This is a genomic window from Novosphingobium jiangmenense, assembly GCF_015694345.1.
Lineage (GTDB): Bacteria > Pseudomonadota > Alphaproteobacteria > Sphingomonadales > Sphingomonadaceae > Novosphingobium > Novosphingobium jiangmenense.
In genome coordinates this window covers 215,167-230,109 of record NZ_JADQDC010000002.1, presented here as the reverse complement: position 1 = coordinate 230,109, position 14,943 = coordinate 215,167, and the positions used below count along the sequence as shown (strand labels likewise).

At 63.8% G+C, this 14,943-nt stretch carries 12 protein-coding genes; 3 read left to right on the top strand and 9 right to left on the bottom strand.

Features of this window, described 5'->3' with window-relative positions; translation table 11 throughout:
• Positions 1-26 precede the first annotated feature (26 nt).
• Together I2488_RS03635 and gltX are read right to left on the bottom strand one after the other, a co-directional pair.
• Positions 27-1,313 carry a citrate synthase gene (locus tag I2488_RS03635; RefSeq protein ID WP_196274453.1) on the bottom strand — a complete coding sequence of 429 codons (1,287 nt, stop codon included), beginning with the start codon at positions 1,311-1,313 and terminating at the stop codon, positions 27-29.
• Positions 1,314-1,360: 47 nt separating this feature from the next.
• The gene (gene gltX, locus I2488_RS03630) at positions 1,361-2,824 is read right to left on the bottom strand and encodes a glutamate--tRNA ligase (RefSeq protein WP_196274452.1); all 1,464 of its coding nucleotides are present in this window, start codon (positions 2,822-2,824) and stop codon (positions 1,361-1,363) included.
• Positions 2,825-2,853: 29 nt separating this feature from the next.
• On the opposite strand from gltX, the gene I2488_RS03625 reads away from it, so the two are divergent.
• Entirely contained in the window at positions 2,854-5,160 is a 2,307-nt protein-coding gene (locus I2488_RS03625; protein WP_196274451.1) for a ComEC/Rec2 family competence protein, read from the top strand.
• Here the strand turns inward: I2488_RS03625 and I2488_RS03620 are convergent.
• The 5 genes from I2488_RS03620 to moaC all read right to left on the bottom strand — a co-directional run bounded on the left by I2488_RS03620 (position 5,060) and on the right by moaC (position 9,386).
• Positions 5,060-5,872 (bottom strand): DUF2189 domain-containing protein, encoded by an 813-nt coding sequence (locus I2488_RS03620; protein WP_246465464.1) that lies wholly within the window; start codon positions 5,870-5,872, stop codon positions 5,060-5,062. The genes I2488_RS03625 and I2488_RS03620 overlap by 101 nt on opposite strands.
• Before the next feature lie 107 nt (positions 5,873-5,979).
• A complete protein-coding gene (locus I2488_RS03615; RefSeq protein WP_246465463.1) occupies positions 5,980-6,648 on the bottom strand; it encodes an energy transducer TonB in 669 nt (222 codons plus the stop codon).
• A 245-nt stretch (positions 6,649-6,893) separates the two neighbouring features.
• On the bottom strand, positions 6,894-7,592 hold the full coding sequence (gene lexA, locus I2488_RS03610) for a transcriptional repressor LexA (protein WP_196274450.1): 699 nt from the start codon (positions 7,590-7,592) through the stop codon (positions 6,894-6,896).
• 118 nt (positions 7,593-7,710) lie between these two features.
• A complete protein-coding gene (locus I2488_RS03605) occupies positions 7,711-8,916 on the bottom strand; it encodes a molybdopterin molybdotransferase MoeA (RefSeq protein ID WP_196274449.1) in 1,206 nt (401 codons plus the stop codon).
• Positions 8,913-9,386, bottom strand: a complete 474-nt coding sequence (moaC, locus tag I2488_RS03600) for a cyclic pyranopterin monophosphate synthase MoaC (RefSeq protein ID WP_196274448.1) — start codon at positions 9,384-9,386, stop codon at positions 8,913-8,915. Before moaC ends, I2488_RS03605 begins: the two co-directional genes overlap by 4 nt.
• A 223-nt stretch (positions 9,387-9,609) precedes the next feature.
• Here moaC and I2488_RS03595 point away from each other — a divergent pair, with 223 nt between their 5' ends.
• Positions 9,610-10,371, top strand: a complete 762-nt coding sequence (locus tag I2488_RS03595; protein ID WP_196274447.1) for an NYN domain-containing protein — start codon at positions 9,610-9,612, stop codon at positions 10,369-10,371.
• A gap of 72 nt (positions 10,372-10,443) precedes the next feature.
• Positions 10,444-11,625, top strand: a complete 1,182-nt coding sequence (locus tag I2488_RS03590; RefSeq protein WP_196274446.1) for a serine hydrolase domain-containing protein — start codon at positions 10,444-10,446, stop codon at positions 11,623-11,625.
• Between the two features lie 10 nt (positions 11,626-11,635).
• Here the strand turns inward: I2488_RS03590 and I2488_RS03585 are convergent, their stop codons facing one another.
• Complete coding sequence (locus tag I2488_RS03585; protein WP_196274445.1) at positions 11,636-11,989, bottom strand: DUF952 domain-containing protein; 354 nt, start codon at positions 11,987-11,989, stop codon at positions 11,636-11,638.
• Positions 11,986-14,730 carry a DNA gyrase subunit A gene (gyrA, locus tag I2488_RS03580; protein WP_196274444.1) on the bottom strand — a complete coding sequence of 915 codons (2,745 nt, stop codon included), beginning with the start codon at positions 14,728-14,730 and terminating at the stop codon, positions 11,986-11,988. Before gyrA ends, I2488_RS03585 begins: the two co-directional genes overlap by 4 nt.
• Positions 14,731-14,943: the final 213 nt, after the last annotated feature.

The following is a 14,943-nucleotide window of genomic DNA, read 5'->3' as shown; positions in this document are numbered from 1 at the left end:
TCGCCTCTCCTGCTCCGATTAAATGATTAGCGGTCGCTCAGCGGCACGTAGTCGCGTGCGGTCGGGCCGGTGTAGAGCTGGCGCGGGCGACCGATCTTCTGGCCTGGATCGCTGATCATTTCGTTCCACTGCGCCACCCAGCCGACAGTGCGGGCAAGGGCGAAGAGCACCGTGAACATCGTGGTCGGGAAGCCGATCGCCGAGAGGATGATGCCCGAGTAGAAGTCGACGTTCGGGAACAGCTTCTTTTCCGCGAAGTAGGGATCGCTCAGCGCGATTTCCTCGAGGCGGAGCGCGGTCTCGAACAGCGGATCGTTGACCTTGAGCGCGTCGAACACTTCGCGCACGGTCTGCTGCATCACGGTCGCGCGCGGGTCGTAGTTCTTGTAGACGCGGTGACCGAAGCCCATCAGGCGGAACGGATCGTTCTTGTCCTTGGCGCGGTCGATGTAGTGCTGGATGCGATCGGGGGTGCCGATTTCCTTCAGCATGTTCAGCGCGGCTTCGTTCGCACCACCATGCGCCGGACCCCACAGGCAGGCGATGCCCGCCGCGATGCACGCAAAGGGATTGGCGCCCGACGAACCTGCCAGACGTACCGTCGAGGTCGAGGCGTTCTGTTCATGGTCGGCATGGAGGATGAAGATGCGGTCCATCGCCTTCTCGACGGCCGGAATCACTTCATACTCCTCGGCAGGGACGCCGAAGGTCATCTTCAGGAAGTTGCCGGTGTAGGACAGCTTGTTGTCAGGATAGATGAAGGGCTGGCCCACGGAGTACTTGTAGGCCATCGCCGCAATCGTCGGCATCTTGGCGATCAGTCGGTGCGAGCTGATCTTGCGGTGTACCGGATCAGCGATGTCGGTGCTGTCGTGGTAGAACGCCGAAAGCGCGCCGACCACGCCGCACATCACGGCCATCGGGTGCGCATCGCGGCGGAATCCGCGATAGAACGTGGCGAGCTGCTCATGCAGCATGGTGTGACGGGTGATGGTGCGGGTGAAGTCAGCGAGTTCCTGCTGGCTCGGCAGCTCGCCGTTGAGCAGCAGGTAGCTCACTTCCATGAACGATGAATGCTCGGCCAGCTGGCCGATCGGATAGCCGCGGTGCAGCAGCACGCCTTCGTCGCCGTCGATGTAGGTTATCGCGCTGTCGCAGCTCGCCGTCGAGGTGAAGCCCGGGTCATAGGTGAACATGCCCGTCTGGCCATAGAGCTTGCGGATGTCGATGACGTCCGGCCCGATGGTGCCGCTCTTGATCGGCATGTCCACGCTGTTGCCGCCCGCGGTCAAAGAAGCCTGGTTTTCGCTCACGCCTAAGCCCTCCTGTTTCTTCTGTCTTTACAGTCTATTGCCCGGGTTCAAGCCAGCTGATCGCGGATGCGCGCCAGCGACTCGTCCTTGCCGAGCAGTGCCAATACGTCGAAAATTCCCGGCGAGGTAGTCTGTCCCGTCAGGCTTGCGCGCAACGGTTGGGCAATTTTGCCCAAGCCTATCCCAAGCTCCTCGGCCATTTGTTTCAACGTGGCCTCCAGTCCCTCGATTGTCCAGCCGTTTTCGGCTTCGAGCGCAGCCACCACTTTGGCCAGTATCGCGCGGGAATCGTCGGTCAGCAGCGCCGCCGCCTTCTCGCTCACCGGGAGCGGGCGCTGGGCGAAGAGGAATACCGAGGATGCAGCCAGCTCGTTCAGGTCCGCGGCCCGGACCTTGAGGACAGGCATTGCCCGTGTCAGCAGGTCCGTGCCGGTTGCGGCATCGAAGCCGGGTTCGAGCGCAGCCAGTCGCGGAGCGACCAGACCTGCAAGCCGCGCATCGTCAGCTTCACGGATATAGTGACCGTTGAGGTTGAGCAGCTTCTTGAGGTCAAAGCGCGAGGCGCCCTTGTTGACGTTGGCAATGTCGAACCATTCGACAGCCTGATCGCGGCTGATGATTTCCTCATCGCCATGTCCCCAGCCCAGGCGCAGCAGGTAATTGAACACTGCTTCGGGCAGCAGGCCCATCTCGTCGCGATAAGCATCGACGCCGAGGGCCCCGTGACGCTTGGACAGTTTGGCGCCGTCTGCGCCGTGGATCAGCGGGATATGGGCATAGACCGGATCGGGCCAGCCGCCTTCGATCGCGTCCATCGCACGGACGATGACCAACTGACGGAAGGCGTTGTTGATGTGGTCGTCGCCCCGGATCACATGGGTCACGCCCATGTCATGATCGTCGACCACGACCGCCAGCATGTAGGTCGGCGTGCCGTCCGAACGCAGGATGATGAAGTCATCCAGTTCGCTGTTCTGGACGGTGATTGAGCCCTGCACACGGTCCGGAATTGTCGTCTCGCCCTCGCGCGGGGACTTCATGCGGACGACATAGGACTGGTCGGCAGGCCACTGATCCGGCGTCGCATCGCGCCACTCGCTGTCGATGCGGAAGGGACGGCGCTCCGCCTGCGCCTTCTCCCGCCGCGCGGCCAGCTCTTCCTGCGTCAGGTAGCAGCGATAGGCATGGCCTGCATCGAGCATCTGGTGCGCAACCTGCGCGTGGCGGTCCGAGCGGGCGAACTGGAACACGGGCTCCTCGTCGCCGCCAAGGCCCAGCCAGTTGAGGCCGTCGAAGATCGCCTCGATAGCGGCATCCGTAGAGCGGGCGCGGTCGGTGTCCTCGATGCGCAGCAGATACTTGCCGCCGTTGTGGCGCGCATAGAGCCAGTTGAACAGCGCGGTGCGCGCGCCGCCAATGTGCAGGAAGCCGGTCGGCGAGGGGGCGAAACGGGTGACGACCTCGGCTTCGGTCGACGATCCAGCAGAAACGGTGTCAGTGGCGCTTGCCATCGGCCGCGCTTTCCTTTGCTTTGAATGTCATGGCGTCTCCGGCTGCAGATCGGCCAGCGGCAGACTATCCCGCCGCCGAACCGGTCCCGGAACCGGGCGAACGCGCGCGGCATTGGGCCATCCGCGCGCGATTGTCCAGCATGCTTGAAGCGATGCTGGATGGTTGCGAGCGCTTCCTTGACGACCATCCGTTCGAGCGCGGCCTGTGGCTTGTCGTCGCCTTCGCAGGCGGGATTGTTTCATGGGTGGCGTTGCCAACCCGAGAAGACTGGATTGCGGCTCTGCTGGTGGCAGGTGCGACAGTCGTTCTCGCGGTGCTCGCTGTCGACGTGGATCGTCGCCCTCATCTGCGTTTGGCCATTGCCGGCCTAGCCGTGATGGCCGGGGCTGGGATGGCGACGATCTGGACGCGATCGGCCATGATCGGGCAGCCCGGAATTGTGGGACCTCGGGTTGCAACCCTGCAAGGCGAGGTGATTGAACGCCGCGACGAACCGGCGAAGGGTCGCGCGCGCCTCGTGATCGTCACTGCTCTTCCGGAGATGTCAGGGCCGGTCCGCGTTCGCGTCAACCTTCCGTTCGCCAAGGACGTGCCCGGCATCGACGAAGGCGCGCAGGTGTCCTTGCGGGCGCGGCTAATGCCTCCGGCCTCGCCGATGCTGCCGGGTGCGTACGACTTCGCGCGGGCCGCCTGGTTCGATGGTCTTGCTGCCACCGGGACCGCTGTGGGTGACGTTAAGGTGATAAGCCCATCCCGTCGGAACACGACTTTGCGGAGCTTGCAAAAGTCCCTTGCGGATCATGTTCGCGACCGGCTTGGCGGATCGTCCGGCACGATCGCTGCGGCCTTCGCGAGTGGCGACCGGGGCGCAATTGCCATTGAAGACGAGGACGCGATGCGCGATGCCGGCCTCACGCACCTGCTGTCGATCAGCGGCCTGCATGTGAGCGCCCTTGTCGGTGCGGTCTACTGGATCGTGGCGCGGCTGCTCTCGCTGTTTCCCTGGGTCGCGCTGCGCATCCGGGTGCCAATCGCCGCTGCTTTTGCCGGCGCCCTTGCTGGGCTGGCCTATACCCTGCTGACCGGAGCCGAGGTGCCGACGATCCGTTCGTGCATCGGTGCCCTGCTCGTTCTGGCGGCGCTCGCTCTGGGGCGGGACCCCCTGTCCCTGCGGATGGTCGCGGTAGGCGGGTTGGTCGTGATGCTGTTCTGGCCCGAAGCTGTTCTCGGACCCAGTTTCCAGATGAGCTTTGCCGCCGTCATCGCCATCATCGCCTTCCACTCGGCCGCGCCGGTAAGAGCCTTCCTCAGCGGCGAGCATCACGGACCGCTGGTCCGGGCATTTCGAAGCCTGATCCTGTTGCTGGCGACCGGGATGGTGATCGAACTTGCTCTCATGCCGATCGGCTTGTTCCATTTCCACCGTGCGGGCGTCTACGGCTCACTTGCCAACGTCATCGCCATTCCTCTGACGACATTCGTGACGATGCCGCTGATCGGCATGGCGCTCTTGCTCGATCTCCTGGACCTTGGTGGCGCTGCCTGGTGGCTGGTTGGCAAGTCGCTCGATCTCTTGCTTGCGCTTGCCCATTTCGTCGCCGCGCAACCCGGAGCGGTGACAATGCTTCCGCCATTCCGGGCGACGAGTTTCCTGGTATTCGTGTGCGGCATGCTCTGGTTGGCCCTGTGGACCGGGCGCGTGCGGCTCTACGGCCTTGTTCCGGCGGCGCTGGCGATCACGACCATGGTGACGACGCCAACACCGGATGTGCTGGTGACTGGAGATGGCCATCACGTCGGCATCACCGGTGAGGGGCCGGATCTTGTTGTCCTGCGAATGGGGCGGGGGGATTACATGCGAGAAAATCTGCTGGAGCTATCCGGCATGGAAGGCTCGCTGCTTCCGCTCGACGAATGGCGGCGCGCCCGATGTACCGAGGACTTCTGCACGGTTCGTCTGGCGCGGGATGGTCGGCGCATCATGCTGCTGATCGCGCGGAGCAGAAACTACATCGACGACATGGACCTTGCAGCCGCGTGCGAGCGCTCCGACATCGTGATCGCAGACCGGCGCCTGCCATGGTCATGCCGCCCGCGCATGCTCAAGGCCGATCGCACCCTTCTGGCGCAGACCGGCGGGCTCTCAATAGACCTCGCCAGTGGCTCGATCCGTACGGTTGCGGAAACGCAGGGCCGTCATGGCTGGTACCGCTGGCCATCCACGGACGACACCGTCAGGCGGGCATCACCACGCGGCGATAAAGATGCCAGGTCGCGTGCGCCAGCACCGGCAAGGCCACCACAAGGCCGAGGAAGATCGGTGCCATCGCGATGAACAGCAGCACGGCAATCATGACGGCCCAAACCAGCATCGTCGCCGTGTTTGCGCGGATCGTGGACAGACTGGTGATGATCGCTGTGAGGAAATCCACCTCGCGATCGACCAGCATCGGCAGGCTGATGACCGTGATCGCGTAGAATGCCAAAGCCATCAGCGCGCCCACTCCGCTCCCGACGAGAAGCATGGCGATTCCAGCAGTTGATGCAAAAAGTGTGAGCGATTCCATGCCGATGCCGGACTCGGCCATGAACACGGCGAAGATGCCGTGTGCGATCATCAGCCAGAAGCCGAAGGCCACGAAAACGATGACGCCCATCGACAGGATCTGCTCGTCGCCACGTCCCCTGAGTGCACCGAGGACTGCGCCCCACCGCATCGGCACGCCGGCTTCACGGCGTCGGCTTACTTCATAGAGTCCCACCGCGACGAATGGGGCCAGCAGGGGGAAACCCGCGGCTGCCGGCACCAACCAGGCGACCTGGCCCCCGCGGAAGAGGACTGTCCAGATCAGCAGGCCCGCTGCCACATAGACCACGCCGAAGAACAACCCGAATAGCGGAAAGGCGATGAAATCCCGCCAGCCCGCATGCAATGCCGCGAAAAGATCGGCTCTTGTCAGGTCATCTGCTACGATGACCGACAACGTCTTTGAGCTTGTCTGCAAAGCTTCCTGAGCCGTGTTCTCCATGTTCTGCTCCAGGTCCATCCTGCAGACAGGGTGCGACAAACCGGACTTGCGAACAAGTGCTCGTCACACCCTGTTTTGCGCAGGGGTGGCAGGGGGGCGGGGCTTTCACCCCGCCCCGACCGTAATCAGGGCAGAACCCAGCGGACCGATCCGTTGTAGCTGCCCGTCGTCGGCATGCCGTCGCTGCCCAGTGCCGGCACGAAGCGCGCCCGGGCAGTGACTTTTGCGCAGGTGGCGGCGTCAAGGTCTGGAGAGCCGCTCGAGCCTGTGATTTCGCATCCGGCGACCCGACCGTCGGTGCCGATGGCGAGCCTGAAGCGAGTCAGTCCCTCGCGTTCCTCCCGGATTGCCGCGCTGGGGTAGTCACGATCCGAAACCCACGAGCCGGGCGCACCCTTCGGCGAAGCTGCGCGGACCGCGAAGTTCGGCACGGGAATCGAGCGCGCCTCGATCGTGGTGAGGGGGCCGATCTCTGCAGGCTTGATCGGCGCCACCTCGATGTCTCTCACCGTGGACGTGGGATCTGCTGGCGTGATCACGATGTCGGGACGCGGTGCGACAAGAGGCCTGATGTCAGCCTTGGTGGACGGCTTCGGTTCGGGCGGCGGTGCGATCGGCGTGATCTTCACCTCCTCGTCCTTCCACTGCTGCGCCTGCAGCCTGTCCTTGATCTCGGTGACCATGCTGTTCGCAAAGCCGGAGGCAATCGCCCAGATCGCCGCGCCGTGCAACAACCCGACCAGGACGAACGTCTGCGCCTGCCTGCGTTTCGTATTCTCGATTGCATAAGCCATTGGCAACACCTCTTCCGTTGCCGACGCCCCATCAGCTGGCGGGCCGTCCCGGAAGGGGGCGCCCCGGTGTGGGGCATTCGGTAACGGTGGAAACTATATCATGGCGAGGTATTGCGCCAGATAAATCTCAACCAAAAAGATTGATATTTGACATAACCCGAGGTGGAATAAGCAAAAGACCGCCGACGGATTCCCGACGGCGGTCTTTTCATGAGACCCGCACAAGTTCAGGCGGCTATCGCCTGTCAGTGGTACCGACGCAGCAATCCAGCCAGCTTGCCCTGAACGGCAACTTCGTCCGGGCGGTAGAACTGAGGATCGTAGGCCGCATTCGCGGGATCGAGACGGACCATGCCCTTCTCACGGTGAAGGTACTTGAGCGTGGCTTCTTCCCCACGGACCAGAGCGACGACGATCTCTCCATCGCGCGCGGTGTCGGTCTTGCGGACGAGGGCATAGTCACCGTCAAAAATGCCAGCTTCGACCATCGAGTCTCCGGATACTTCGAGCGCATAGTGCTCACCGGCCCCGAGCAGTGCCGCCGGAACGGGCAGAGTGGCGGTCGTCTCCAGCGCCTCGATCGGCATGCCCGCCGCGATCTTGCCGTGCAGGGGCAGTTCGATCACGTCGTTCGCCGGTGCTGGAGCCGCCTTCGCGGCGGGACGCAGCGGCGCAACCACCGAATTGCTGTTGGCTGCTTCGCGCGCTTGCGCAGGCTTGCTCACGGCGCTGTCAGGCTGCTTCAGCACTTCGAGCGCGCGGGCACGGTTCGGCAGGCGGCGGATGAACCCTCGTTCCTCAAGCGCCGAGATCAGGCGATGCACGCCCGACTTGGACTTGAGATCGAGCGCTTCCTTCATCTCCTCGAAAGAGGGGGAAATTCCCGAATCCTCGAGACGGGTCTGGATGAAGGTGAGCAGTTCGTGCTGCTTGCGCGTCAACATCGGCGGCCACTCCGCAATGCGCGGCTTCAAAGCAAAGCCGCTGGTCTTTCATGAACCGGTGCAGATGTTCCGCTCCGGCGAACGAATGCGGAACGGATAAGCAACCTATTGCGACTCGTCAAGCAATTCCGCCATTTTCGAGCAGGTAGACCGGAACATCCGTTCCTGCTGGCTTGGCATCCGCACCTGCTTCGCGGACCACAAGCGCATTCGCCCGCGAGAGCGGCGACAACGCGCCCGAGTCCTGCAGCGGATCGAGGGCAACGTGCGCGCCATCCCAGACCGCGCGCAGGAATTCCATTCGCCCACCGCCGCGCGCCATCGGCGTTGCGAGTCTGGCTGGAAATGTCCGTGGCAGCGCATCACGCGCACCGAGCATTGCCCGGAGCAACGGAAGCAGAAACAGATAGGCCGTGACAAAGGCCGAGGCGGGGTTGCCGGGCAGGCCGAGAATGACCTGCCGCCCGCGCGTCGCCACCAGCAGCGGTTTGCCCGGCTTGATGCTGACGCGCCAGAAATCGATCGAGGCGCCGAGGGCTTCGAGCGCGGGGCGTACGAGGTCGTGGTCGCCGACCGATGCCCCGCCGCTTGTGACGATAACGTCTGCTGCGCTGGCGGCGTCCAGCGCGCCCGCGAGGTGGTCCAGCTTGTCCTCCACCGGGCCTGCATGACGGATGTCGACGGGCAGGCAGGAAGCCAGCGCGCAGAGCATCGGACCATTGCTGGCGGGAAGTTGGTGGAGATCGGGCAAGTGTCCGGGTGCCACGAGTTCGTCGCCGCTGTCGATCACGGTGAGGGAGACGCGGCGGCGGACCGGCAGGTGGCTGTGGCCGCCGGCGATGGCGAGCGCGATCTGTGCCGGGCCGACGCGCTGGCCCGCCGCGATCAGCGTTTCGTGCGCAGTGAAGTCCATTCCGGCGGGGCGGACGTGGCGCGAAGGGGGCTGCGGCAGCTCGCCCGTCAGGCGGAGGCCGTCGCCGTCGCGCTCGCTGTCTTCCTGCAGCAGCACCATGTCGGCGCCATGGGGAAGCATTGCGCCGGTGCTGATGCGGGTGGCCTGGCCCGCGCCGACGCTGCCGGCGAACGGGTGGCCCGCCGCGCTCTCGCCGATTACCCGCCACGGTCCGGGCAGGTCGGCGCTGCGCATGGCGAAGCCGTCCATCGCTGACAGGGCTGCTGCCGGTTGGGTGCGGCGGGCGTGGAGGTCCTCGGCAAGGTAATGGCCGAGGCATTCGGTGACGGCACGATGTTCGACCGGAAGCGATGGGGCGAGGGCAAGCAGGCGGGCCTGCGCCTCGGCGAGGGGCAGCGGCGGCGTTCTCATTCCGGCGCGCGCCAGGTCCCGGACTTGCCGCCGCGCTTCTCGATCAGGCGGACGCTTTCGATCACCATGCCTTTGTCGAGCGCCTTGGCCATGTCGTAGATCGTCAGCAGCGCGAGGCTCACAGCGGTCAGCGCCTCCATTTCCACGCCAGTGCGGTCTGTCAGCGAGGCGGTGGCGGTGCATTCGATGCCGCCTGCGACGAAGGCGAAGTCCACGTTGACCGCATCGAGTGCGAGCGGGTGGCAGAGCGGGATGAGATCACCGGTCTTCTTGGCGGCCATGATCCCGGCGATCCGGGCGGGGCCAAGCACGTCGCCCTTCGGTGCGTTGCCGTTGCGGATCGCTTCGAGCGTGGTGGCCGACATGCGGATCAGGCCGCGGGCGATGGCCACGCGGTGCGTTTCGGCCTTGCCGCCGACGTCGACCATGCGGGCGGTGCCGGACGAATCGAGATGGGTAAGGTCGTTCATCGGTGTCCCTGGAATCCTGAGCAGGGGTTTACGGGGTTTACACTGTCCAGAGAGAACGGCGGAAAGCGCTTTCGGACGTAGCTGTGGCGTGGATTTTCGGCATGTTCAAGGCGGTTTGCGGGCAACTGTGACCATGGTGGAATCGAGGCTTGTAGGAAAGCATTTCGATCCGAAGTGGCGGATTGTTGGGAATTCGTTATCACAATGTCGCAATACTGAAGCCATGAACGACGCCCTCTTGAACCGCCGAATTGCTCTTCTGGTAGATGCGGAGAACATCAAGCCGGAATACATGCGACAGGTATTTCCGCACGTCTTCAAGTTGGGGCGTCCCGTCCTTCAGTTTGCCTATGGCGATTTCAGCAATCCCTGTCTCAAGAACTGGGTGGATTTCCTTCGTCGCAACCTGATCGAAGCAAGGCAAGTGACGCCTGCCGTGTCAGGCAAGAATGCTGCCGATATTGCACTGGTGGTCGATGCAATGGCGCTGGTGCTGGAAGGAAAGTGTGACTCGTTGTGCCTTGTATCCAGCGATCGGGACTTCGTTTCGTTGACGACTTTTCTCAAAGGGCGCGGAGTGGACGTCTATGGCTTTGGCGGGGACAGCACCGACAGGAAGTTTCGACAATCATGCGCCAAGTTCTTCGAGTTGAAGGATGAACCAGCACAAGCAGAGCCAAAACCGCAAAAGACAAGTGGCGAAGCGGTTTCCGCGTCGGCCTTGAGAAGTGTCGTCGGGCAGCCACCTGCAGGCGCGAAAAGCTGGCCCAAGGTCATGCAAGAGCTGCTTCGACTTCAGGGCAGTGATCGCTGGGTCTCTTTGCAGACGTTAGGTTGCGCGCTCGGCAAGCTCGGTGTGCGCGCCAAGGACAATGGCGGCGCGAACTGGGCCAAGGTATTCGAAGCTGCCACAGGATTCGAGATGAGCAAGGACGCGACCGGGCGTCGCAGTGTCAGGTTCATTTCGCTCGAGAAGGTGGCGTAACGACAATGGTTTGATCCTTGCCCGTCCCTTCCGGACCGCTATTGTCCTCAGTGTCAATAACGGGAGAGGTCGATGCGGAAGCGGTGGGTTTTGCTGGGGGCAGCGTTGCTGGCGGGCGGGGCGGGGTTTGCTTCGCTGGACAAGGAGACGCGCGGGATCCTGCTGGCGCTGCCGACCAATGCCGACGTGCTCTCATGGCGGGAAGGGCAGCGTGATGCTGCTTTCCGGGCGATGGACCGCTTGCCGTTTCTTGCGAAGGCCAACACGATTGCTCCTGCGACAACGCCCCTGCCTCTGCCGCCGGGCAAACCGCTGACCATTCCCGGGCTTGACGAATACATGGCACGCCAGCGCACGGCGGGGCTGGTGATCGTGCAGGACGGGAAGGTGCGCCTCGAACGCTACGGGCTGGACTTCGATGCCAAAGGACGCTGGACGAGCTTCTCGGTGGCGAAGTCGTTCACCTCGACGCTTGTCGGCGCGGCCCTGCAGGATGGCGCGATCAGGAGCCTCGACGACAAGGTCAGCCAGTACATTCCAGGGCTCAGGGGCAGCGCCTATGACGATGTGAGCGTGCGGCAACTCCTGACGATGTCATCGGGTGTGCGCTGGAACGAGGATTACGAAGATCCGAACTCTGACGTTGCCGAGTTCAACCGGGTCAAGCCCGAGAACGGCCTTGATGCAACCGTCAGCTACATGCGCAAGCTGCCGCGCGCGCATCCGCCGGGCGAGGTGTGGCACTACAATACCGGGGAGACCAACCTGATCGGCGTGCTGATCAGTTCGGCGACCGGCAAATCGCTGTCAGCCTATCTGCAGGAGAAAGTGTGGCAGCCGGCGGGCATGGAAGCGGAGGCGACCTGGCTGCTGAGCAAGACCGGTCTCGAAATCGGCGGGTGCTGCCTGCAGGCGGCGACGCGCGACTATGCCCGCTTCGGGATGTTCGTGATGGGTGGCGGAAAGGGTCGTGATGGCAGGCAGATCGTGCCTGCTGACTGGTTCGCGCAGGCCACGACCAAGCAGAAGGACATCGGGCGCGCCGGAAAGGGCTATGGCTTCCAGTGGTGGACCAACGATGACGGTACTTTTGCCGCGCAGGGTATCTTCGGCCAGGGCATCTTCATCGATCCCAAGCGCAAGCTGGTGATCGCCAGCAATTCGGACTGGCCGCGTGCCAGTGCCGGGCCGCAACCGGTGGAACGCGAGGCCTTCTATCGCAAGGTGCAGGCGCTGATCGACGCCGGTCAGTGACCCCGGACGGTCAGCTTGCAATCGGCAGCCTGACCGTGCCGTCCTCGTCGCGTTCCAGCGGGGAGTAGGCGACCACTGCGCTGAGCGGCAGATCGGCGTAGATGTGCGGGAACAGCTGCCCGCCGCGCGATGGCTCCCACTTCACGGCAGAGCCAAGCGCAGCGAGATCGACAGCGGCGACGTGGAGATCGCCTTGCCCGGCAAAATGCTTGTCGACCGTTTCGGTCAACTGCGCCTCGGTCGAGAGGTGGATGTAGCCATCCGCCAGATCGACCGGGGCGCCCCTGAACACGCCGTCCGCTTCAAGCTGAGCCATCTGCGGGCCGGTCAGGACCTTGTAGGCGAGAAGCGGAAGGTCGGTCATTCTGCGGCGCCATCTTCCGGTGCGGCGGGTGCTGCGCTCTCGTCGGTGGTCTCGGTATCCTCGCCTTCACCTTCGGCCAGACGGACAGCACTGACCACGTGTTCGTCGCCCGAGACGTTGAACAGGCGAACGCCCGCCGAGCCACGGCCGATCACGCGCAGCGAACCCAGAGGCAGGCGGATGAGCTTGGCCTGATCGGTGACAAGCATGAGCTGGTCGGCCTGGGTCGCCGGGAAGCTGGCGACGACCGGGCCATTGCGCTCGATATTGTCGATATTGGTGATACCCTGACCGCCACGACCGGTGCGGCGGTACTCGTAGGCCGAGGACAGCTTGCCATAGCCATTGGCGCAGACGGTGAGGATGAACTGTTCGCGTTCGGCAAGCTCGGCCATGCGCTCTGGCGCGATCGACGGTTCGCCTTCCTTCTCGCCCTTCCACGGGGCGAAGCGAAGATAACCCTCGCGCTCCTCTTGGTCCTTCACGCCGACACGGTGGAGGATCGACAGCGAGATGACCTCGTCATCGCCCTTCAGCGTCATGCCGCGCACGCCGGTGGAGGTGCGGCTCGTGAATTCGCGCACTTCGTCGCCGGCAAAGCGGATGGCCTTGCCCGAACGGGTGGCAAGCAGGACATCGTCGCTGGCTTCGAGCAGGGCGACGCCGATCAGGCGATCTTCGCTGTCCTCTTCGAACTTCATCGCGAACTTGCCGTTCGACGGGATGTTGGCGAAGGCGTCCATCGAGTTGCGGCGGACGTTGCCCTTGGCCGTGGCGAACACGACCGAGAGCTTGCCCCATTCCGCCTCGTCTTCGGGCAGCGGCAGCACGGTGGCGATGGTCTCGTCCTTGTCGAGCGCCGGGAGCATGTTGATTACCGGACGGCCCCGCGTGGTAGGCCCGCCTTCGGGCAGGCGCCAGACCTTGAGGCGATAGACCTTGCCGGCAGTCGAGAAGAACAGGACGGGCGTGTGGGTGCTGGTGACGAACATCGTCGCCACGGCATCCTCGTCCTTCGTCGCCATGCCAGAGCGGCCCTTGCCACCACGGTTCTGGGCGCGGAAGGTGGAGAGCGGGGTGCGCTTGATATAGCCGTCGAGGGTGATGGTGACGACCATGTCCTCGCGCTCGATCAGGTCCTCGTCCTCGATGCCATCGGCAGGTGCGGTCATCTCGGACTTGCGCGGGGTGGCGAAAGCCTGGCGGACCTCAAGCAGTTCCTGGCGCATGACACCGTAGAGCTTCACGCGGTCAGCCAGGATCGAGAGATATTCCGCGATTGCAGTGGCAAGGCCTTCCAGTTCCTCGCCGATCTCGTCACGACCCAGCGCGGTCAGGCGGTGGAGGCGCAGGTCGAGGATCGCGCGGACCTGGATTTCGGACAGGCGATATGTCGCCGAATCCGCGACGCCAGCGTCCTCGATCGCTTCGACCAGCTTGATGTAGGGCGCGATCTCACCCATCGGCCACTCGCGGGCCAGCAGGGTTTCGCGTGCCGTCGCCGGATTGGGCGAGCCACGGATGATGCGCACGACTTCATCGAGGTTGGTCACCGCGATGACGAGGCCGAGCAGGATATGCGCCCGGTCGCGCGCCTTGTTCAGCTCGAACTTGGTGCGGCGGGTGATGACCTCCTCGCGGAAGCGGACGAAGGCCTCGATGATGTCCTTGAGGTTGAGGATTTCCGGGCGGCCGCCGCGAATGGCGAGCATGTTGGCCGGGAAGCTCGACTGCGCGGGCGTGTTGCGCCAGATCTGGTTTAGTACGACTTCGGGCGTGGCATCGCGCTTGAGGTCGATGACCACGCGGACGCCTTCGCGGTTGGACTCGTCGCGGATGTCGGAGATGCCCTCGATCCGCTTGTCCTTGGCGGCTTCGGCGATCTTTTCGACAAGGCCCGACTTGCCGACCTGATAGGGAATCGACGTGAGCACGATCGAGCGACGGTCGCCGCGCCCTTCCTCGATCTGGTGACGGGCGCGCATGATGATCGAGCCGCGGCCTTCGTGATAGGCCTTGCGGGCACCGGCCGAGCCAAGGATCAGCGGTGCGGTGGGGAAATCCGGGCCGGGGATGATCTGGATCAGCTCGTCGATCGAGATCAGCGGGTTGTCCATGTAGGCGAGGCAGCCGTCGATCACTTCGCCGAGGTTGTGCGGCGGAATGTTCGTGGCCATGCCGACGGCAATGCCGCCCGCGCCGTTGACCAGCAGGTTGGGGAAGCGAGCGGGCAGGACCTGCGGCTCATGCTCCGAACCGTCATAGTTCGGGATGAAGTCGACCGTGTCCTTGTCGATATCGGCGAGCAGCGAGTCCGCAACCTTGGCGAGGCGCGCTTCGGTGTAGCGCATCGAGGCCGGCGGATCGGGGTCCATCGAGCCGAAGTTGCCCTGACCGTCGATCAGCGGCAGGCGCATCGACCAGTCCTGCGTCATGCGCGCGAGGGCGTCATAGATCGCGGCGTCGCCGTGCGGGTGATACTTGCCCATGCAATCGCCGACGATACGGGCAGACTTGCGATAGGCCTTGGTCGAGACGAAGCCGTTTTCGTGGCTGGTCCACAGAATGCGACGGTGGACCGGCTTCAATCCGTCGCGCACATCGGGCAGCGCGCGGCTGACGATCACGCTCATCGCGTAATCGAGATAGCTGGTCTTCATCTCGTCGACGATGTCGATCCGCTGGAACTCGCCTTCGGGCGAGGGGGCAGGGGGGTCGATGATCGTGGTGTCGTCGCTCACGGGAACTGCTTTTCGTTATAGATACAAGGGATGAAAGATGGCCCTAGGCCAATTGCTTCACGATAGCCAGCAATCGGGCTGCAGTGGCCTTCAAACCGCCCCGGTTTTCCACACCTGCGACCAGATGCATGAATATTCGGACGAGGCGCCATTCAATCGCGGTTCACTGTGAAAAGGATAGTGCGCAAACCGTTGCCAAGGGCCCAATTCCGC